Genomic DNA, 21,585 nt, shown 5'->3' on the forward strand with positions numbered 1-21,585 from the left:
GTTGCCGGGAGCGGTTTCGATGGCGCTCGAAACCGCACGGCGCGCGCGCGCCGCCGGCGATGCGCGCCCGGTCTTCGTGGTGCCGCTGGTGTGGGCGCTGATCTTCAAGCGCCGCGCGACCGCAGGACTCGAGCGTGAGTCGAGCCACCTCGAGCGCGCGTTACGGCTCGCTTCGGCGGGCTCGATCGAGCAGCGCTTCGCACGACTGCAACGCGGAGTGCTCCGGCAACGCCACGAGCGCTTCGGCGAGTCCGCCCCAACCGACGCCGAACTGGCGAGCGGCACTCAGTTCTTCGCAGCTCAGGCGCAACTGCGCGATCGCCTGCTGGAGCGCCTCGAGACGCGTCACGGCGCGGGTGGAGACACCGAGTTCAGGCGTCGCCTGCACGCACTGCGCCGCTCGATTCGCGAACGCGCCGACGCGACGGTGGATCAGCGGCGTGAGGATCTCGCGATGCTCCGCGAGATCGATCGGCTGTCGGCGTTCACCGCCGAGCGTTACGGCGCAGCCACACTCACGCAGGAGCAGATCGCAGAGAGTTTGAAGCGTCTGCGCGTCTGGCTGCTCACGCGCACCGCGCGCGATCGCTTCCACGCAGTCGTGCCCGTGGCGTGCGCCCCGCGAATCGCGCACCTCCGGGTGCCGGAGCCGCTCGCAATCGAGCCGCACGATCTGATCGCCGATCCCGAGGTCACGACCACTCGGCTCGTGAGCGAATTGCGTACACGCATGCAGTCGGCGCTCGACGCGTTGCACCGCGAACTCGAGCCGCGGGTCGCGGCTCACCGCCGCCCCAATCCATTCGCGATGCCCCGCGGACGGACCGCCTAGCCGGTGAGCCGCGCGCGAAATTACTTCGTGAAGGCGAACGCCAGCGAGCCGCGGACCGTCACGATCGAGCCCGCGGACTCGTCGCCCGAGCCGTCCGACGCCGCGCCCAGGATGTAGTGGTACAGGCCGTCGATGCCCCAGGTGAGCGAGTCGTTTACTTTGAACGCGGCACCACCGCCGAAGTTCAGTCCGAACTTGGTCTCGCTGTCGTCGGCATCGAAGGTCTCCCCTTCGGTCTTTCCAGTCAGGTGATAGAGCCCGAGCCCGGCACGCAGAAACGGTAGCGCGGTGCCCTGAGCACCGAGCACGAACTTGCCGTACGCAAGCACCGGCACCGCGCGCAGCGTGAAGTCGACGTTCTCAGAGGCAAGACTCGAAAGGTCCTTCTCGAAGTCGTCATTGCCGCCGTAGCTCTGCAATCCGATTTCGCCGCCGATCGCGATGTGGTCGTTCATCATCTGCTCGCCGAACAGGCCCAGATTGAAGCCCGTCGAGGCGACGTCGCTCAGGTCACCGATCGGCATGCCGAAGCCGGCGTTCACGCCGCCCGTGAATCCCGCCGCCGAAGCGGGTACTGCCGCAGCCGCGACGAACACGACTGAAAGAAATGCCGAACGCAACTTCATGACACCTCCGAATGAGTGCTGTTCAGGGAGCGAATCCGAGCGGACCGCCCGAGCGGGCGGGAACAGGTACAACAGGAACGCACTCGAGACAAACCCGAGGTACCTGTCCGAGCGCGCTGCGGGCCTACTACGGGCGGGGTTTGCGCGGGTTTCGGCCCCCCCCTATCCTCGCGGCCATGCCCTTGATTCGTATCGATGAAACGCGCGCTTCCGGGCGCCGGCCGGCCGTGGTCTGCCGCGTCGGCGAGGTCGCCATCGGCGGCGGGCACCCGGTGGTCGTGCAGTCCATGACGAACACTCCGACCGAGGACCCCGCCGCGACCGCTCGACAGGCCGCCGAGCTGGCCGCGGCGGGCTCCGAGCTGGTCCGCATCACGGTGAATACTCGCGAGGCCGCGGCAGCCGTGCCCGAGATCCGCCGGCAGCTCGACGATCGCGGAGTGACGGCACCGCTGGTCGGCGACTTTCACTACAACGGCCACCTGCTGTTGACCGAGTTCCCGGATTGCGCGCGCGCGCTCGCCAAGTACCGCATCAATCCGGGAAACGTCGGCGTCGGCAACCAGCACGACGACAATTTTCGCCGCATGATCGAGGTCGCGGTCGCGAATGGAAAGCCGGTGCGCATCGGTGTGAACTGGGGCTCGCTCGATCGCACGCTGCTCACGCATCTGATGGACGAGAACGCCCGCCGCGCGGCACCCATGGCCGATCGCGAGGTGGTGCTCGAGGCGATGCGCGAAAGCGCGCTGCGCTCGGCTGAACTGGCGGAACGCTGCGGCCAGCCTCACGACCGCATCATCCTCTCCGCCAAGGTCAGCGACGTGCGCGACCTGGTGTCGGTCTATCGGGCGCTCGGCGCGGCCTGCGACTATCCGCTGCATCTGGGCCTCACCGAGGCCGGCCTCGGCACCAAAGGCATCGTGGCCACCACCGCCGCACTCGCGGTGCTGCTCTACGAAGGAATCGGCGACACCATCCGCACCAGCCTCACCCCTTCGCCGGGCGGCGACCGCGCCGACGAAGTTCGCGTGTGCCAGCAGATTCTCCAGTCCCTGGGGCTGCGGCACTTCACGCCGCAGGTCACCTCGTGTCCGGGCTGCGGGCGCACCACCAGCACGTTCTTCCAGGAGCTCGCGACCCAGGTCACGGCGCACATCCAGCGCCGCATGATCGAGTGGCGTGAGAGTTACCCCGGAGTCGAGGAACTCAAGATCGCGGTGATGGGCTGCATCGTGAACGGGCCGGGCGAGAGCAAGCACGCCGACATCGGCATCTCGCTGCCCGGAACCGGCGAAGATCCGCGCGCGCCGGTGTTCGTCGACGGCAAGCTCAAGCTCACGCTCAAGGGTGATGCGATCGCTGCGGATTTCGCGCGCATGCTGGACGAATACGTCGAGGCGCGTTTCGGAACCGCGGCGACGCGACGCTGACCGCGGCTCACGGTCCGATCGTCACGGTGCCTCCGATCGCTTCGATCGTCACCGCCTTGGCGTTGTTCAGCAGTTCGGGATAGGGACCGGCGAAGACGCCCACCGTGTCGCCCGGACGCGACGCCGCGATGGCGCCGGCAATGGTCAGGAACGGCCCGTACGGGAACGCGCAGGTCGAGAGGCCGATCTGGATCGGGCAGGGGCTGAAGCGATTCGCGTAGAGCGCGCGACCCGGGCCGGTGATCTCGACGGCCCGGCAGCCGAAGTAGACGCTGTTCTGGGAAGTCTCGTTCCAGCCCAGGTTCAGCGCCGATTGCAGGAGTGCCGCGTAGAGATCGCTCCACCCCGATGAGGCCACGAGCAGGTTGACCTGGGCCTCGTAGTAGAGCCGCGCGACGTTGTCGATCCCGAGGCCGCCGACCGTCTGTCCGTTGAAGGTTCCTCCGTCGGTCAGCAGGAAGCACAGCTTGTTGTTGACTCCGCTGTTCGTGTGGACGCCGCCGGCGTCCGCGGTACCGGTGAAGTAGAGCGGGCTGTTGCGGCGATCCGGGTGCGAGTAGTTCGGCGGGTTCTTCATGTCGCGGAACGCGCCACCGACCGCAAGATTCTCACCGATGAGCCAGCGAACGCTGTCGGCGTCATTTCCGCGACCGTTGGCGAGGTCCACGTACTCGCCCCAGATGTCGGAAAACGACTCATTGATGGCGCCCGACTCGTCGCTGTAGATCAGGTCGGACTCGTAGTCGGTCACGCCGTGCGTGAACTCATGCGCGAGGATGTCGTCCTCGGCAAACCCCGCGCCGACTTGAATGAGATTCCCGAAGTAGCTCGCGTTCGCCCACGGACACGCGGGAGTCGGCCCCCCGACGCACACCCGCACCCACGAGACGATCGTCGCGCCGATGCCATTGAAGCTGTCGCGCCCGTGCCGACTCTGATAGAAAGAATAGGAGTCGCCGAGGAGGTCGTACGTGTCGTCGGCATCCGGGATCCCGGTCGCCGGATCGACCTCTTCTCGAACGATCGGCGGCGGGTTATTGGCCGCATTGCCGGCCATGTCGTGGATCCGCCGCGCGATCGCTTCATAGTGCCTCGAGTACTCGCGCACCAGCGAGCCGTCGGTCGCGCTCAGCAGCCAGCGCGCGTTGAGCGCCGGTACGTTCGGATCGCGCACTTCGAGGAGCCACGCCAGACGGTTCTCCCCCGACTCGCGCATCACCGCGGGCACGAACCACGTGAGTTGCGGTTCGGAGGCGGTGAACTCGGCGGTGGCCCCGCGCCCGATCGCGATCGCGCGGGCTGAACTCGCGGCCCGCGTAGCGTCGAGCGCCGGCGCCGCCGCGCCTGCCGGGGGGATCGAACTCCCGCGCGCGACATTGCCGAGCACGGCCTCGATGCCGTCGTCGAGCGACATCTGAACCACCAGCTCACCACCGAAGACCGGGATGCCGCTCACGGTCTGTTCGAGCTTGAGGTAGCGGCGTTCCGCCGCCGGGTTCATTCGACGGAGTCGGAAGCCCACATCGTCGCGCAGTCCGAACAGCACGGCGTGATCGGCGAGAAAGCTGGTCGCCGCGACTTCGGGACGATCCGCGACGCGCCGGGGAGCCGCGAAGGCCTGGCCCGCCGGAGCCCCCAGGTAGTGGAGAACTCCGTCGTCCGTCCACGACGTGCGTACTTCGGACACGGCTCCCGAGGGGAGCGTCGCCAGGACTTCGGCGAGTTTGGCGACGGCCGTCTCGCGCGGCGCACTTCGAGCCGATTGCGCGGTCGCACCGGAAGCGCACACCAGCATTCCAAGCACACACGCCACGACGGCTCGCAGCCCGGTTCCGGATTCGGGTCCGGCACCATCGCACTTCACGGGACGCCGGGTCACTGGAGGCTCACGAGCACGAGCACCAGCCCGCGCCCGGCCTCGAGCGCCGTCATCGCTTTGCCGATGACGGCACCCGACCGCCGCTCGAGGTCCGACGCCTTCATCGCGTGACCGGCCGTCGACGAACTCGTGAGCAGATCTCCGGGGCGTACCGCACCGAACGAGGCGTCCACCTTGCACCACACCCGGCCGGTGAGCGCGACCGGATGATCGCCATCTCCCAGCGGGTTGCCTTCGGCTTTCAACACCATCCCCGGTTCGAGGTCGTTCGCTCCCGAGATCACGCCGGCGACCCGCTCGTCGTAGGGTCGGTCGCTGACACGCAGTTCGCCCGGATGATCGGAATCGATCGTCACCACGGAACCGGGTTCGGCCTTCACACCGTCCGACGAAGCGACATCGAAGGGTTCGGCGATGTCCGCACCGCCGAGAATCTGAAGCTTGTTCACCTGAGCGAGTCCGACCGCGCGGAGCGCGACGCCACCCGCGGCGATGTTCTCGAAGTAGCCGCCGAAGTGCGCGGAGTTCGTGACCCGTCCCGCCACTCCGACCGCCGGGCCACCCAGCCAGCCCTGAGTCGAGGTGGTGTTGTTCTGGCCGGAAACGCCGTTGCCGGAGTTCGTGGTGACGCCGAAGACGCCGGTGCCGAAGTCGGCCGCACCGATCACGCCGGCGGCATCCGCTGCGAACGTACCGGAGCCGCGCAAGCCCACACCGTAGACTCCGCACTGGTAGCCGGAAACGAGGCTATTCCCGGTCGCCTGGCCCCAGATCGAAACCGTACCGCCCACCGCATGGATCTTCGTGCGCACGTCGGGTGCGGTCCCGACGCCGACACTGCCGCCCGGAGAGTTCAGGATCAGAGGGAGTGCTGTGTTGGTGTTGTAGTTGTAGCTGAAGATGTGCGACCCGCCATCGTAGGCCTCGAGATAGAGGCCCCTGCCGCCGAATGGCGATGATGCGCCGAGCACGCCCACGCCGCCTGTGGAGTAGGTCAGGTCCGGACCACTCGAGACCCACTGGCTGACGCCGGCCGAACTCAGCGCGCGCAGCGCGTAGGGCGCCGCGGTCAGCTTCACGCGCGGCGTGAGCGTGGTGTACGAGCCCTCGCCCGGCGTCTTGACCTGCACGTCGAGCCACATCGCGGTGCCGTCGAAGACCGCGCCGAAGTCGAGCTCGGCCGTGAACAGACCGGCGGCAACCGGCAGCGCGGCGATGCTGAGAGAACCGCCGACCTGGGTTCCGCCCGTCACCGCGTTGAAGAGCCGGAAGACGAAATCGGCGTTGCCTGCATAGGGCGTGCTGTTCCTGACCAGTTGCCCTTGATAGGTGATGGAGTTGCCGAGCGGCGCCGCGAAGCACGGCATCGCAATCAACAAGACCGCAAAGACGGAAATCAACGACCGTTTCATGAGACGACTCCTGGGTCCGAGAGAGAGGGTGGGCTGGGTCAGTCGAGACGCACGACACGCAGCGTCGAGGTCGACTCGCCGGCACGAATGCGCGCGAAGTACACGCCGGACGCGACGAGCTGGCCGCGCTCATCCCGCCCGTCCCACACGGCACGGTGACGGCCGGCGGTCAGCTCGTGGTCGATCAGGCGACGCACCAACCGACCATCGATTCCATGCACCGCCACATCGACATGGCGCGTGGCGGGCAGCTCGAACGCCAGGGTGGTCGTGGTTCGAAAGGGATTCGGGGCCGCGGGTCGGGTGGCGAATACGCGCGGGATCGCTTCGGTCACCGGCGCATCGACGGCCCCGGCTGAAGGTGGAGTCCAGAAGCCTCCGCTCAGCGAATAGAGGCCACCGGTGAGCTTTCCGGCCTCCGCCTGGCCAAGGCTCCCGGCGATTCGGTAGAGCCCTCCGGTGGCGAGCGTCTGCCCGCCGCCGTCCAGCGAACTCCAGCCGAGCGAATAGGCTCCACCGGACTGCGCCTCGGCACGGCCGGTCAGCAAGACAACGAGCAACAAGGCGATCCGTGCGGTTGGAGCATTCATTCGTCCTCCGGTGAGAGAAGTGGCCTGAGGTCGGGTCGCCCCGGAAACGTCGACCGAGCCGGAATCGCACACGCTTCGTACGACCTCGATGCGTGCGATCGGACCGCGACCGGCGTTTCCCGTTCGCACACCCCGGGGACGTGGCACCCGAATCTTGACGCGATCGAAGGGAACGCCGTTGAATGGAGCGTGGAACCGAATGAAGCGAAGGGCGGTCCTCGCGCCTGGGACGCCGCGGGTGGTGCGAGCCACCCGCTCGAGAGCACGGCGGTGCTGCTCGAGCGAACTCGTGGCGGCGATCGGGAAGCGCACGAGCGCCTGTTCGCGCGCTTCATCCCGATCCTCACGCGTTGGGCCCATCAGCGCCTGCCGCGCGGAGCGCGTGATCTCTCCGACACGCCGGACATCGTCCAGGTGACTCTGATGAGGGCCTTCGCCCGACTGGATGCGTTCGAGCCTCGCGGCGAGGGAGCGTTTCTCGGCTACCTGCGCCAGATTCTGATGAACGCGGTGCGGGACGAGATCCGTCGGGTGGCGCGCCGCCGACCGGCGGTGCAGTTCGAACACGAGATTCCGGATCCGCGGCCGTCGGCGCTCGAGGAGCTGCTGGGCCGAGAAGCACTCGATCGCTACGAGCGCGCGCTGGCTCGGCTCTCCGCGGAACAGCGCGAGGCCGTGATCCTGCGGATCGAGCTCGGCTACGACCACGCCCGTATCGCCGAGGCGCTCGGCAAGCCGACGGCGAACGCGGCGCGCATGCTGGTCGCGCGCTCGCTCGCGGTCCTCGCGGAGGAGATGCGTGATTAGGGCGAAGGAAGATCCGCGATTGGTCGAACTGGCACTGGTGGTGAGCGACGCGCGGCCGGTGGATTGGGAGCGTGCGCTCGCCGAGTCGCCCGACCTCGAGCCTGCGCTCACGCAGCTGCGGATCCTCGCGCAGGTCGCCGAACAGAGCGAGCAGCCGGTCGAGCCTGCCGAACCGGATCCCGGCAAGACCCTCTTCGAATGGGGAACGCTGCGCGCCTTGAAGCAACTGGGAGCCGGCGGGTTCGGCGAGGTGTTCGCGGCGTGGGATCCGAAGCTCGAGCGCATGGTCGCGCTCAAGCTGCGCCGCTCCGAAGGCGGAGCCGATTCGTCGGGGACTCTGCAATGGCTGCTCGAAGCACGACGACTGGCGAGTGTCCGGCACCCCAACGTGCTCAACGTCTATGGCGCCGACGTCCACGATGGCCGTGCCGGCATCTGGACGGAGCTCATCGCGGGTCGCACGCTGGAGGAAGCGCTGACCGTCCAGGGCGTCTTCGGCGCAGGCGAGGCCTCCATCATCGGAATGGACGTCTGCGCGGCACTGGCCGCCGTGCACGCCGCGGGACTGGTGCACGGCGACGTCAAGGCGACGAACGTGATGCGCGCCGGAGCGTCGTCGACCGACACGCGAGCTTCGGGCCGCATCGTGCTGATGGACTTCGGATCCGCGCGCGAGCCAGGCACCGATGCGGCGTTCGGAACACCGCTCGGTGCGGCGCCCGAGCTGTTGCGGGGTGATCCCGCATCCGTCGCATCGGATCTCTACGCGGTCGGTGTACTGCTCTACCGCCTGGTCGCGCGTCGCTACCCGTTCGAAGCCGATTCACTCGGAGAGTTGCGAGACCGCGTCTCCCGCGGCGAGCGGACCCCGCTTCGGAGCGCGCGGCCGGACTTGCCGCGCGGCTTCGTCGAGCTCGTCGAACGGGCGCTCGAACTCGACCCGGCTCGCCGTTTCGCGAGCGCCGCCGAAATGGAGCAGGCGCTCGGTGCGGAAATTCGCTCACGGACCTCCCGACCCGCCGCGAAGGTCATGCGGCGGCTGGTGCTCGTTTCGGCGGCGATCGCACTCCTCATGACCGTCGGGGTGGTCGCGCTGCGCGAGCGCGCAACCACGTCTCGAACCTCGGAGTCGAGCAACGCAGCACCCCCGCTCCTGACCGCCGAGCCTCGCGTCGAGCCGACGAGAGATCCCGCGGAGGACTCGCCAACCGCTTCGCCGGCCCCCGGCGCGAGCGTGAGCAGGCCGGCTCGGGGTCCGCTCGAGCGCGTCGATGTGACTCTTTTCCTGGTCAATGGTGACGTACGGGAAGCGGTCCGAAGCGGCGATCGGATCAGGCCCGGTGATCGCCTCGGGCTCGAAGTCACGAGCGCCGAGCCGATTCATGTCTATGTCCTGGGCGAAGACGATCACGGCAGCGTCGTCGCGCTCTATCCGCTGACAGCGGGAGACCGTGAGGCGCTCGCACCGGGCGCCTCCCATCGCCTGCCGGGCCGCCACGACGGCGAGCAATTGAACTGGCAGGTGACGAGCGCCGGCGGGCGCGAGCGGATTCTGGTGCTCGCCGGGCGACAGCGACTCCCCTCGATCGAAGGTGTCCTCGCGACTGCGGAACCGCCGCGAGAGGGAGCAGTCGTGGAGTATCCTGCGGTCGGTGAGCGAGCACTGCTCGAGCTGCGCGGAATCACCGGCATCGCGCGGGATTCGATCCGACCCCGCCTGCAGGAGAGTCGGCTCGAGGCACTCGCCCGCCACCTTGGCGAAAATCGAACACCGGTGTGGATGCGCCTGTTCGTGCTCGAGAATCCGATGCGCTAACCAGGAGAGGTCGTCCATGGGATCCCGGCGATGCGTGCGACACCTCGTCGGCGCCGGACTGATCTCGATCGCGGTCGTGGTCGGTTCCGCCGCCCGCGCGTCCACCCCGCAGGCCGCGAGCAGCGACTCACCGGACACGGTTCTCGTCCGCGCCATCGACCTGGCTCGGGCCGGACGCGCCGCCGCAGCCGAGAGCCTCGCGCGCTCAGCGCTCCCGGGGCTCGAACGCCTGCACGGGCCGAACGGCCCGCCGGTTGCTGCCGCGATCGACCTGCTGCTCGAATCGTTCGGATCCCCACCGGTTCCGGTCGAGGCGGAGTCACTCGCGGTGCGGGCGATCGCGATTCGGCGTGCAAACGCCGACTCGGCGGCACTCGCCCGCACGCTGCTGCACGCGGCGCGGGTGAGCCACAATCGCTTTCGAGCCTCCGAAGCGCGCGTGCGATGCGAGGAGAGCCTCGCACTGCTTCACGCTCACGCGCCCTCGGACACCACTCGCCTGCTAGCCGCTCACGTGATGCTGGGACGTGTCCTGAGCGCGTTGCAGTCGCCGGCCGCAGCGGACCAATTCCGGACGGCGATCGAAATTCGAGAGCGCTATCGAGGTCCGGGCAGCTCGCATGCACGCCTTTACCACGCGCTCGGAAACGCGTTGCACGGCGACTGGCCCGCCTCGATTCGAGCCTATCAGCAAGGGCTGAATCTGCTGGCGAGCGAGCGAACCATCGAGCCCGACACGCGCGCCGATCTGCTCGGCGGACTCACCCAGTGCTTCACAGCGGTCGGCGACTATCTGGCGGCAAGAGACCACGGCGAGCGGGCGCTCGCATTGTCGGATTCGGTGAACGGTTTCTGGCACTGGCGCGGAATCCTGGCGCGCTACCGACTGGCGGACGTTCTGGCCTCCCTGGGCGACTTCGACGGAGCGAGGCGTCAGTCCGAAATGGCGGTCGCGATCGGCCGACGCGTCCTGCCGCCCGATCACCCCAATCTGGCGACGGCACTCGCGGCTTCGGGGGAGTGCTTCTTCTCGGCCGGGGTGCTCGATAGTGCGGAATTGCGAATCCGAGAGGCCGCGGAGATCCGCGCTCGCACGATCGGCGCTCGAGACCCCAACACGCTCTTTTCGCTCGGACGACTCGCCGTCATGCGCTCGGCACGTGGGCGACCCGCCGAAGCGCTGGCCACTCTGGTGCCGCTGCTCGAGGCCGGCCGCGCCGCCGGACCGGCATGGGAGTGCGAGCGGCTCAACAGCATCGCGACCGTACATGGTGCGCTGGGGCATCGCGACGAAGCAGAACGGCTGAGCCACCAGGCCTTCGCGATTCGGGACAGCCTCTACGGTTCACGCTCGCCCCAGACGATGGACTTCGAAGCGGCGTGGGTCACGGCACGCTACGATCGTGGCGATCGACGCGCGGCCCTCGCCGCGGCACTCGACCTGCAGTCCCGATCCTCGCAGGTGTTGCGGGAGTCGGCGCTCGAATTGTCGGAGCGCGAGGCGCTTCAGTTCGTCACCACCATGCGCTCCGGCAACGATCTCCTGCTCACCGCGGCGGCGGACTCGGGACTCGACCGCGGCGCGGCGCGAACGACCTGGACCGCGCTGGCGTTCTCGCGTCTCTCAGTCCTCGACCAGCGCACCGAGCTTCGACAGGCGATACGGTCGAACGAACCGGGCACTCGACGACGCGTCGCCGAACTCGCGGCCGCACGCGACTCGCTGGCCAAACTGCTGGTGCGATCGCTCGAGCACGAGCGATCGGACTCGCTCGAGCGGGTGATCGGCGAGGTGCGACGATGGCGCGAGGCCGCCGAGCGCGCTCTGGGCGAGGTCAGCACGCCCTATCGCACCGAACGCGGGCGGCGCGAGGCCGGCCTCGAAGCCGCCTTCGAGGCACTCCCGCACGACGCGTCGCTGGTCGCCTACGCCCGTTACAAACACCGCGTCCCTCCGGTGCCGGCCGATTCCGGACTCGGCACCGTGTGGGAAGCAAGGTATCTCGCGTTCGTTCGGCCGTCGGAGTTCGGTGAGCCGGTGGTCGTGCCGCTCGGCACGGCTCGCGAGCTCGAAACCCTGATGACCCAGTGGCGCGAGCAGTGCGAGCGTCCGATCGCGGCTGCGGACTCGCAGGCGTGGCGCCGCTTTCGCCAGCTCGGCGCGCAAGTCCGATCACGGATCTGGGATCCGCTCGCGCCCTGGATCGGCTCCGGTGCAAGGGTCTGCGTGGTGCCGGATGGAATGATCGCGACGCTCAATCTGTCAGCCCTGCCCCAGGGATCGAACGGCTGGATCGTCGAGAACGGTCCGCTCATTCAGATCCTCACCGCGGAGCGCGATCTTGCGCCGCTCACCGCGGGAGCCACCTTCGGACGTGGATTGCTCGCACTCGGCGCTCCGGCTTACGACCGTGCGCCTGCGGCTGTGAAGCGGCCGGACTCACGGCTCTCCGATCTGATCGCGCTGCGATCGCAGTTGCGAGACGCGAAGGGATTGACGCTCGAGTCGCTGCCGGGGACTGCGGACGAGGTCGCCGAAATCGGCCGACTGTGGTCGAGTCGTGGCGGGCTGCGCCTCGACCAGGCGATCGTTCTGACCGGACTCGACGCGTCCGAAGAAGCCTTCAAGTCGCTCTCGGCCCACAAGCGCATCGTGCACCTCGCCACCCATGGCCTGTCGTTCGCCGATCGCTCGATTCGGTTCGATGGCGGGACTCGATCGATCGGAATCACCGGGACCAGCGCCACCCTTGCGGGCACCACACTTGCGGCGCTGGCTCTGGCCGGCGCGGCACGAATCGATTCCTCATCCGGACGTGAGGATGGGTGGCTCACGAGCGAGGAAGTGATGAGCCTCGATCTCGATGGCGTCGAGTGGGCGGTGCTGTCGGCGTGTGCGACGGGCTCATCCGATCCGAATGGTGTCGAGGTCATTCAGGGCCTGCACCGGGCGTTCCGAGCGGCGGGCGTGCGCACGGTCATCTCGAGCCTGTGGCCGGTGGACGACGACACGACGCGCGACTGGATGACACGGCTGTATCGCGCTCGCTGGTCCGAGGGCCGTCCGACCGCGGAGGCGGCTCGCGCCGCCTCGCTCGGAGTACTCACCGATCGGCGCGCGCGCGGGCTGGGCGCGCACCCGTTCTACTGGGCGGGATTCGTGGCAGCCGGAGCCGATTCGGGTCCCTGAGCGGAACTCGAACTTCGCGTCAGCGCGCGACGACGAATCGTGCAGTGACCTGCCGCTCGCCCTGCGTCAACCGCGCGAAGTGGACGCCGGCACGCAGGCCTCGCTCGCCGCCCATCTCGACCGTGAGGAGGCCCGCCTCGCGACCCTCGATGCGGAGCTGCTCGAGCCGCCGGCCGGCGAGATCGAACAGCTCGAGCCGCGCCTCACCGCTGCGCGGCAGCTCGAGCGCGAACGAGATCCGACCCGAAAGCGGCACGGGTGCTGCGACTCGAAGCGCCAGTCCGGCGGCGGCCGGAACTTCGAGCCACGTTTCCCCGACCACTTCGCCGTCATCGTTCGCGGGGACGCGCAGGCGGTAGCCGTAGCGGCGCCCCGACTCGAGTGCGAGATCGACGAAGGTAACGCGATCCTGGCCGTCAGGGATCAGGGTCGCGAGCGGCGCCCACCGTTCCTCGCCGCGTGACTCGTCGACACGTGATGCGATCGCTCGTTCGACTCGAGCGAGGCCCACGTGATCGCCGCCGAGCTGCCAGGCCAGATGCGCCGCTTCGCTCGAAGCACGCAATTCGATCACCGAGGCGAGGGTCGCGGTCGGCAGGTCGAACGCGGTCAGCATCGCGGTCGAGATGCGCTTCAAGTCGAGAATCGAGGCGAGCCGATTCGAGTCCTGTCCGACGATCAGCACGAAGTCGATCGCCACCGACTGGTCCGGCGCGAGCGCGAACGGTCCGACCCCGAGGTGGGATCGATGATCGGCGAACCATCGGCCGCCAGTCCCGCGAGTTGCCGATAGCACTGCAGGGCCGACGTCGGATCGGTGCCGTTCACGTACCTGAAGAACGCGGACATCGCAGCGACCGGCGGTCCCGGGGCCGTGACGCGCAGGATCCGGACGCCGAATGCCGGTGGGGCCGATCCGTACATCGCGTCGGTATTGGTCGCGTTGTAACAGTAGCCGAGCGCCGTGTCCGGAATGCACGCCACCAGATCGTCGGTATGGCCGCCGAGATCCGGATCGAGCCACACGCCGACCCGCGCCGCGGCCAGCGTCTGCGTCGAGGCATTGCGGATCTCGATGCGGCCCAGGATCACACGCGAGTACGGCCACGCGGCCGCCGACGCATTGAATGTGGTGCGCAGTTCGATGCCGAGCGGAGCGGAGTGGCTGGCGTGGGACGTGTGGAGCGAGGCATCCGCGTCGTTCGCGACGCTCCAGGTCATCTGATCGCCGCGGATCGCGAGGCCGGTCGGCCCCAGCACGGCGATCGCAGGCGCTCCGAACGGCACCGCGCCCGCGAAGTAGTCGGCGCGTGCGGCGTCACGCTCCGCGGTGCTCGGATAGTCGCGGAACAGCTTGTAGACCTTGAAGCGCGGATCCGTCGGGTCGGCCGGCAGTCCGCCGATGATCGGTCCCGGACCGTATTCCGCTTCGTACTCGGCCACCGTGACGCGCGGCGCCCCGTCGACCATCGCCCCCACCCAGATGCCGCCCGCGAACAGTACCGTGCGCCCGCTGCCGCCCGGGTACTCGAGCCCGGCACCGCCGGTGAGCAGGTCGTAGCCGAACGAGCCGACGTTGCTCACCACCATGCTGAGCTGGTTCGCGTCGATGCGTTGCGTGAAGTCGGCGGTGTTGCGATCCGGAGCTCCGGGCGCACGGTTCGCGTCCGCGACGGCCGGCGCCACGCACATCAAAAAGAATGCCGTCGCGCATGCGCAACGGCGTCCAAACGAGCGTCGGAACATCGCGGTCTCCCGATTCGAACTATCGCATGACCACCACGCGCCGCGAGGCCTGCACCACTCCGGCCCGCAGCTGAATGAAGTAGACACCTGCGGACAACCCTTCGGAGCGCAGCATCGCGCTGTGGTCGCCGGCCGGCAGCTGGGCATCGATGAGCGTGCGGACGAGCTTTCCGCTCACGTCGAAGAGTCGCACGGTGACGGGCGTTGCACTCGGGACCGCGAATCGAATCGCGGTCTCCGAACGGAACGGGTTCGGAAACGCGCCGCGCAACTCGACACCGCGACTCACATCGTTCGGCGATACGAAGTGGGTCTCGATCTCGCGCCGGACCTTGGGCCGCTTCGGCGCCCATTCGGTGAGTGCCGCAGTGATCGCGGCGACCGTCGCCTCGCCGGTCGGGGCGCTGCTTGCCGTCGGGGCGGTCGGACGACTCGCGGCCACGCGACGCTCATCGAGGGAGGGGCCGTCCGGGGCACGCTCCGCGAGGGCCGCGGACGCGAACGTCACGGCCAGACAGACGGGCAGGATCCGGAGGAGGAGTCGCATGGAGAGAGTTCCGCTGTTCGGCACCCGGGAGCTTAGACCTGCCCGGCGCGTCTTTCCACCGGGTTCTTGGGACCCCCGGGGGGCTTTTCAGCTCCCTGACGGGGCGCGGGCGACCGGGGTTTCGAGCCCCAGCCGGGTCGCGATTTCGAGCGCAAAATCGGAAAGACTCGGATCGCGTGCGCCCATCACCAGCACCAGATCGCCGGGTCGAGTCTCGGTCGCAAGTCGGTCGACCAGCCAGCCGCGCGTGGGCGCGAACTCGGCGCGTGCGCCGCGGGCCGAGACTTCGGCGACCAGATCGGCGGCCGAAAAGTCACGCACCGCAGTGCCTCCCGCATAGAAGATCTCGAGCAGCCACAACCGATCCTCGGGCCGCAGCGCCTCGGCGAACGCCTGCACCAGATCGGGCCTCAGGAATCGCGTCGGCCCGTAGCCGTGCGCCTGGTAGATCGCGAACACCCGTGCGGCGCGGCGTTGCGCGGTCGCAATCGCGGCTCGAAGCTTGGCGGGGTTGTGCGCGAAGTCGTCGATCACTTCGACGCCGTGCCCTCGCCCCACCTGCTGAAAGCGACGCGCGACGCCCTGGAACTCGGCGAGCGGCGTGACCATGGCATCGAGCGGCACGCCGACCGCCTGACAGGCGGCGATCGCGGCACGCGCGTTCTCGAGGTTATGGGCGCCCGGTGCCGGCAGCCGAAACCGTACGCCGGCAACCGTGAACTCGGAGCCATCCGGGTCGAGCTCAACCGCTTCGACCGCCGCGAAGCTTCGCGCATCGAGCCCGCGCGCCGCCGCCTCGCGGCGCAGCGCCGCGAGTGCCGGGTCGTCGCCGCACACGAACGCTTCCAGTGCGCGACGCTCGAAGGTGCGGAACATGACCTGGACTTCGTCCATCGCGCGATGATCCTTCTGAAGATTCAGCACGACCGCAACCGCCGGCTGGTAGCGAACCAGCGAGCCGTCGCTCTCGTCCGCCTCGACCACCAGCAGCTTGCCGCTCCCGGCCCACGCGTTTCCGGCCAGTCGATCGCGCTGCAGCGCGATCAGCTCCCCGCCCGTGATCACGGAGGGATCGCGCCCCGCTCCGCGCAACATTTCGAAGATCATGCCGACCACGCTCGACTTGCCGCTGGTGCCTGCCACCGCGATGGTGCGGCGAGCAGCGACGAAGTGCGCGAGCAGCGCCGAGCGGTGCACGATCGGAAGCTGCAGCGCGCGCGCCGCGACGACGTCGGGCACCTCCGCCTCGACCGCGCTCGAAACCACCAGCGCCGCGCAGTCGCGGGTCACCCCGCTGCCATCCTGCGGCGCGATCGTGATGCCGAGCCGCTCGAGTTGGGCGCGCTGCTCTTTGCGTTCGCCCCGATCGAATGCGCGATCGCTGCCGCTCGCCACACCTCCGGCCATGGTCTGGAACTGAGCCAGCGCGCTCATGCCGCTGCCACCCAGGCCGGCGTAGTGGAATCGCACGGGGCCGAACGGATCGGGCAGCGGAGCAAGGATCGGCGGCGCGCCGGACCGGGCGGATTCGTCACGCGAGTCGAGAGCGGCGTGCGCTTCGCCGACGATCACCACCGGGTCACCGTCCTGAAGCGCATCGAATGCGCGCAGCATGTCCGCGTTCGAGAGCCGCACGCAGCCGTGCGAACACGGCTCTCCGAGTCGCGATTCGTGGTTGGTCCCGTGGAGATAGATGTAGCGGGCCAGCGAGTCGACCTCGGCACCCTGATTGACTCCCGGCTCCAGGCCGTCGAGCGTCAGGATTCGAGTCAGGACCAGATCCGCGGCTTCCGCCTCGCCGTTCCAGTGTGCGCCGGTCGCGGCGCGGCTCTCGAACACCGTCCCGAGCGGCTGATCCTCACCGATCCGAGCGTGGACGCGATGCCAGCCCGGCGGCGTCCGATACGATCCCGACTGCCCGCCGATCCCGGCCGCTGCAGTGGAGACCGGATACGCAGCGAGCGCGCGATCGCGATCCAGCACGATCAGTCGCTGATGCGCGGCGTCGACGATCGCCCATCGTGCCGGCGCTTCGCGTATCGGCGACTGCGGGCGCTCGAGCGCGAGACGCACCAGCGCTTCGAGTTCGGCACCATCGGGGAATTCTGCGGTCGAAGACACGTCCGCCACCTTGCCATACGTCACGAGGGTGACAAAGCCGCAGGGTGTGAGAACCGAGACGTGACCGACGCCCGCTCCGGGCGTGATAGTCTGCCGCCTTCGACTCCACGACCCCTCGGTTCCGCGCCGCCGCGACCGGGCCCACGAGAGCCCCGAGACTCCATGAGCGACCTCGCGACCCCCCGTAAGAAAGCCAATTTCAACAACGCCTGGATCGAAGCACGCGAGCTCGCCTGGCATCATCGCCAGCGCCTGACGATCGGCTTGAGCCTGATGCTGGTCGGGCAGCTCGCCTCGCTCGTGATGCCGTGGTGTTCGAAGATCCTGATCGACGACGTGATCGGCAAGCGCCAGGTCGCGATGCTGGGGCCGATCGCGCTCTACTCGGGACTCGCCACGCTGGTGCAGGCGATCACTTCGTTCGCGAATTCGCAGGTGCTCGGCGTGGCCGCACAGGCCGCGATCTCGGACATGCGCAAGCGGGTCCAGCACCACGTGTCGCTGTTACCGGTGCGCTATTTCGATTCGACGCAGACCGGCGTGCTGATCTCGCGCGTCATGAACGATGCCGAAGGCATCCGTAACCTGGTCGGCACCGGACTCGTGCAGCTGCTGGGCGGACTCATCACCGCGGTGATCGGTCTCGGGGTGCTGTTCTGGCTCAACTGGCACCTCACCACGCTCATGTTGCTGGTGCTCGGTGCGTTCGGCGGCGTGATGGCGGTGGCGTTCGCGAAGCTGCGTCCCCTGTTCCGCGAGCGCGGCAAGATCCAGGGCGAAGTCACCGGCCGGCTGACCGAGACGATCGGCGGCATTCGCATCGTCAAGGCCTATACCGCCGAGAAACGCGAACGGCTGGTGTTCGCGCGCGGCGCGCATCGGCTGCTGCGCAACGTCGCCGGGTCGATGACCGGAGTGTCGGGGATCACCGCGTTCTCGATCATCATCGTCGGCTCGATCGGAGTGCTCATGACGCTGATCGGCGGGCGCGCGATCATCGACGGGCGCATGACGCTGGGTGAGTTCTTCATGTACATCTTCTTCACCGGACTGGTGGCGGGTCCGCTGGTGCAGATTGCTTCGGTCGGCACCCAGATCACCGAGGCGCTCGCAGGACTCGATCGCATTCACGAGCTGCTGAACACCAGCACCGAAGTCGACGAGGAGCGTTCGCTCGCGCCGGTCGACCAGGTGCGCGGCGACGTGCGCTTCGAGGATGTGACCTTCGAGTACGTCGCCGATGTGCCGGTGCTGCGCGGCATCACGTTCGACGTCCCGGCGGGCACCACGACCGCGCTGGTCGGCTCGAGCGGCTCCGGCAAGTCGACGATCATCAGCCTGGTTCTGGCCTTCAACCGTCCGAAGCGGGGCCGCGTGATGCTCGACGGCCGCGACTTGACCCAGCTGCGGCTGCGCGACTACCGCCAGTTCCTCGGGGTGGTGCTGCAGGAGAACTTCCTGTTCGACGGGACCGTCAGCGACAACATCCGCTTCTCGCGGCCCGATGCGCGGCCCGAAGAGATCCGTGAGGCGGCGCGCATCGCGCATTGCGACGAATTCATCATGGAGTTCCCGAACGGCTACGACAGCGTGGTGGGCGAGCGCGGCATTCGTCTGTCGGGCGGCCAGCGCCAGCGCATCGCGATCGCACGCGCGATCCTCGCGAACTCGCGCATCCTGATCCTCGACGAAGCGACCTCGAGCCTCGACAGCGAGAGCGAGGCGCAGATCCAGGACGGGCTGCGCGCACTGAGACGCGGCCGCACCTCGTTCGTGATCGCGCATCGCCTCTCGACGATTCGCACTGCCGACCAGATCCTCGTAATCGAGCACGGCGAGGTGGTGGAACGCGGATCCCACGAACAGCTGATCGCGCGCGGTGGCCGCTATCGCGAGCTCTACGACCGCCAGTACCAGATCGAGACCGATCGCTTCATCAATCCGGGCGAGGACTTCACGCCCGACCTGCCGACCGTGACGGTGCCCGCTGCAGGACGCGAGGGCACCGCAGCGCCACGCACCTAGCCGTTCCACGGGGCTGCCATGTCGCCGTTCCCGATCGGCCTGCGCCGCCGTCGAAATCGCCGCCTGCTCCTCCACGTCGCGCTCGTCGCACTGATCGTGGCGGCGATCGGCGTGCCGTTCCTGCTCTCGGTGCGGGCACTCCGCGAGCTGCGGCGCAGTGGCTCCGCCTGGTCGTTTCCCTCACGCGTGTTCTCGGACGGCGTCGCGTTCGAACCCGGTCGCGTGCTGCCGCTGCCCTACCTCGAGCGCCAGCTCGCCGCCCGCGGCTACGTGCGGTCGGCGCGCGATCCAGCCCGTCCCGGCAGCTATCGGGTCGACCCGCGTGGGGTCTCGATCGTCGTGCGCGGATTCAGCGCGGCGCACGACCCCGCCGGCTACGGTGGCCCCGAGCGGCTGCGGCTGTCGATCGCGAACGGGAGGCTGGTCGCGGTGCGCAGGCTCGGGGGTCTGCGCGGGTACCTCGCTCCCGACCTCGCGCACCCGGCACGGCTCGAGCCGGTATTGATCGCGCGGCTGACCGACGGCAACTCGACGCTGCGCACCTGGGTCGACCTCGAGCGCGTGCCCCGGGTGGTTCGCGACGCGATCGTTGCGAGCGAGGACCGACGGTTCCAGCAGCATCTGGGGCTCGATCCGCGAGCGAACCTGCGCGCGGTGTTTACGAACCTGCGTGCCGGCGGAGTCCGGGAGGGTGCCAGCACGATCACCCAGCAACTCGCGCGAGGGTTGTGGTTCGGGACCGAACGCACCGTGTCGCGCAAGCTCTCCGAGATGGCGGCCGCGGTGGGCCTCGAGCTGGTGCTCTCGAAGGATCAGATCCTCGAGATGTATCTCAACTCGGTGTTCTGGGGCAGCGGACAGGGCCGCAACCTCGGCGGCATCGCCGAGGCGGCGCGCTTCTATTGCGACGTGCCGGTCGAGTCGCTCGATGTGGCCGATGCTGCGCTGCTCGCCGGACTGATGCCGGCGCCGAACTCGGCGTCACCGTTTCGCAATCGCCGGCTCGCAGCCGCGCGGCGCGACATGGCGCTGCGCGACATGCTCGCAGCCGGAGTGGTGGACTCCGCGACCGCGTCGAGGGTGCGGCGTTCGCCGCTCCCGCGGCGCCCCGGTCGCACCTCACCCGATCGCTTCCCGGCGTTCGTGGATCACGTGCGCGAGGCGCTGCGCGGGGTGCCGGCATCACGGTCGCAGCGCGGCGGCCTCGCAATCTTCACCACGCTCGACCTGGGCTGGCAGCTCGGAGCCGAAGCGCGCGTCACACACGGACTTGCTCAGCGGGGCGCCGACACGCGCGAAGCCCCGCTGCAGGGCGCATTCGTCGCGCTCGATCCCGGCACCGGTCAGATTCGCGCGATGGTCGGCGGACGCCGCTATCAGAGCGGCGACTTCAACCGCGCCACCCGCGCACTTCGGCAGTGTGGCTCGGCGATCAAGCCGATCGTCTACGCGGCCGCACTCGAATCCGAGCGTCGCGGACCGCGATTCACGCCGGCTTCGATCATTCCCGACCTGCGCCGCACGTTCGGGCGCGGCGCAAACGCCTGGACACCGCAGAACGCCAACGGCGAGTACCACGCGCGCGTGACGCTGGCGCGCGCGCTGTGCCTGTCGCTCAACGTGGCGACCGCGACGCTCGTCGATACCCTGGGGCCCGGCGAAGTCGCACGCTTTGCCGAGCGCTTCGGGCTGCGGGACATGCGTCCGGTCGCCAGCATCGGCCTCGGCAGCAACGAGGTCACGCTGCTCGATCTGACCGCCGCCTACTCGGTGTTTCCGGCCGCCGGCGTGCGACACGCGCCCTCGCCGCTGCGCGCCGTGGTCGATACGCGCGGGCGGCCGGTGATGCGCATCGAACACCCGGCCACCCGCGTGCTGTCACCGACCACCGCCGCCGTCATGAGCGGCATGCTGCGAAACGTGGTCGAGTACGGCATCGCCTCACCGCTCCGTTGGGCCTACCAGTTCACGATTCCGGTCGGCGGCAAGACCGGCACGACCAATGATCAGCGCGATGCCTGGTTCATGGGTGTCACGCCGGATCTCGCTGCCGGCGTGTGGGTCGGGTTCGACCGGCCGCGCACCCTGCACCGCGACGCGGCCGGGGTGGCGCTCCCGATCTGGGCGGCAGCGGTCGGCGAGATGCTCGAAGGCTGGCCGTCGCAGCCCTTCGCCGGCGAGGAACCACTCGAGTCCGCATGGATCGACGGATGGACCGGCGATCGCGCGGGCGCACAGTGCCCGAGCGTCATGCAGCTGCGCTTCGCTCCCGGCACCGCGCCGACCCGCTATTGCCAGACCGATCACGCCGCGGACTGGGACCGCATCCTTGCCGCGCGTTTCGCGGATTCGCTCGCGGCCATGTACGGGCCGCTCGATTCGCTGCCGCTCTACGGCCCCGCCGAACGACCGCAATGACGCACTCCCACCCGATCTCGCGCCGCGGCACCGGCGATGAGCGCAGCCGCGCTTTCGTGTAGTCTGCGCGCCTCATCACGATGTGTTCGTACACCTCCGCACGCAGAGTCGCCGGGATCCCATGCCGCGATCGAACTCGACAC

The 21,585-nt window shown here is 68.7% G+C and carries 15 protein-coding genes; 7 read left to right on the plus strand and 8 right to left on the minus strand.

What is annotated here, in order from left to right:
• The first annotated feature begins 19 nt into the window (after positions 1–19).
• Positions 20–832 (plus strand): hypothetical protein, encoded by an 813-nt coding sequence (locus HOP12_13360; GenBank protein NOT35130.1) that lies wholly within the window; start codon positions 20–22, stop codon positions 830–832.
• A 20-nt stretch (positions 833–852) separates the two neighbouring features.
• Here HOP12_13360 and HOP12_13365 read toward each other — a convergent pair whose 3' ends face one another.
• Positions 853–1,458 carry a PorT family protein gene (locus tag HOP12_13365; GenBank protein NOT35131.1) on the minus strand — a complete coding sequence of 202 codons (606 nt, stop codon included), beginning with the start codon at positions 1,456–1,458 and terminating at the stop codon, positions 853–855.
• A 176-nt stretch (positions 1,459–1,634) separates the two neighbouring features.
• On the opposite strand from HOP12_13365, the gene ispG reads away from it, so the two are divergent.
• The gene (gene ispG, locus HOP12_13370) at positions 1,635–2,891 is read left to right on the plus strand and encodes a flavodoxin-dependent (E)-4-hydroxy-3-methylbut-2-enyl-diphosphate synthase (protein NOT35132.1); all 1,257 of its coding nucleotides are present in this window, start codon (positions 1,635–1,637) and stop codon (positions 2,889–2,891) included.
• Positions 2,892–2,898: 7 nt separating this feature from the next.
• On the opposite strand, the gene HOP12_13375 is transcribed toward ispG, so the two are convergent.
• The 3 genes from HOP12_13375 to HOP12_13385 form a co-directional block, all read right to left on the minus strand.
• On the minus strand, positions 2,899–4,704 hold the full coding sequence (locus HOP12_13375; protein NOT35133.1) for a hypothetical protein: 1,806 nt from the start codon (positions 4,702–4,704) through the stop codon (positions 2,899–2,901).
• Between the two features lie 62 nt (positions 4,705–4,766).
• Positions 4,767–6,182 (minus strand): hypothetical protein, encoded by a 1,416-nt coding sequence (locus HOP12_13380; protein ID NOT35134.1) that lies wholly within the window; start codon positions 6,180–6,182, stop codon positions 4,767–4,769.
• Positions 6,183–6,220: 38 nt separating this feature from the next.
• Positions 6,221–6,772 carry a T9SS type A sorting domain-containing protein gene (locus HOP12_13385; GenBank protein NOT35135.1) on the minus strand — a complete coding sequence of 184 codons (552 nt, stop codon included), beginning with the start codon at positions 6,770–6,772 and terminating at the stop codon, positions 6,221–6,223.
• Between the two features lie 189 nt (positions 6,773–6,961).
• Here HOP12_13385 and HOP12_13390 point away from each other — a divergent pair, with 189 nt between their 5' ends.
• From HOP12_13390 to HOP12_13400, 3 genes are read left to right on the plus strand one after another with little or no spacing between them, the layout of a single operon-like run.
• Positions 6,962–7,579: a sigma-70 family RNA polymerase sigma factor gene (locus HOP12_13390; GenBank protein NOT35136.1), complete on the plus strand. Its 618-nt coding sequence runs from the start codon at positions 6,962–6,964 to the stop codon at positions 7,577–7,579.
• A complete protein-coding gene (locus HOP12_13395) occupies positions 7,572–9,395 on the plus strand; it encodes a protein kinase (GenBank protein NOT35137.1) in 1,824 nt (607 codons plus the stop codon). Before HOP12_13390 ends, HOP12_13395 begins: the two co-directional genes overlap by 8 nt.
• A 16-nt stretch (positions 9,396–9,411) precedes the next feature.
• Positions 9,412–12,585 (plus strand): CHAT domain-containing protein, encoded by a 3,174-nt coding sequence (locus HOP12_13400; protein NOT35138.1) that lies wholly within the window; start codon positions 9,412–9,414, stop codon positions 12,583–12,585.
• 19 nt (positions 12,586–12,604) lie between these two features.
• On the opposite strand, the gene HOP12_13405 is transcribed toward HOP12_13400, so the two are convergent.
• The 4 genes from HOP12_13405 to HOP12_13420 all read right to left on the minus strand — a co-directional run bounded on the left by HOP12_13405 (position 12,605) and on the right by HOP12_13420 (position 17,242).
• The gene (locus tag HOP12_13405) at positions 12,605–13,285 is read right to left on the minus strand and encodes a hypothetical protein (GenBank protein ID NOT35139.1); all 681 of its coding nucleotides are present in this window, start codon (positions 13,283–13,285) and stop codon (positions 12,605–12,607) included.
• Positions 13,264–14,331 (minus strand): hypothetical protein, encoded by a 1,068-nt coding sequence (locus HOP12_13410; protein NOT35140.1) that lies wholly within the window; start codon positions 14,329–14,331, stop codon positions 13,264–13,266. Before HOP12_13410 ends, HOP12_13405 begins: the two co-directional genes overlap by 22 nt.
• 19 nt (positions 14,332–14,350) lie before the next feature.
• Complete coding sequence (locus tag HOP12_13415) at positions 14,351–14,878, minus strand: T9SS type A sorting domain-containing protein (protein NOT35141.1); 528 nt, start codon at positions 14,876–14,878, stop codon at positions 14,351–14,353.
• 87 nt (positions 14,879–14,965) lie between these two features.
• The gene (locus HOP12_13420; protein NOT35142.1) at positions 14,966–17,242 is read right to left on the minus strand and encodes a L,D-transpeptidase family protein; all 2,277 of its coding nucleotides are present in this window, start codon (positions 17,240–17,242) and stop codon (positions 14,966–14,968) included.
• Between HOP12_13420 and HOP12_13425 the strand changes: the two genes are divergently transcribed.
• Positions 17,162–19,024, plus strand: a complete 1,863-nt coding sequence (locus tag HOP12_13425; protein NOT35143.1) for an ABC transporter ATP-binding protein — start codon at positions 17,162–17,164, stop codon at positions 19,022–19,024. The genes HOP12_13420 and HOP12_13425 overlap by 81 nt on opposite strands.
• 18 nt (positions 19,025–19,042) lie before the next feature.
• A complete protein-coding gene (locus tag HOP12_13430; GenBank protein ID NOT35144.1) occupies positions 19,043–21,442 on the plus strand; it encodes a hypothetical protein in 2,400 nt (799 codons plus the stop codon).
• Positions 21,443–21,585 lie beyond the last annotated feature (143 nt).

The organism is Candidatus Eisenbacteria bacterium, from assembly GCA_013140805.1.
Taxonomy (GTDB): domain Bacteria; phylum Eisenbacteria; class RBG-16-71-46; order RBG-16-71-46; family RBG-16-71-46; genus JABFRW01.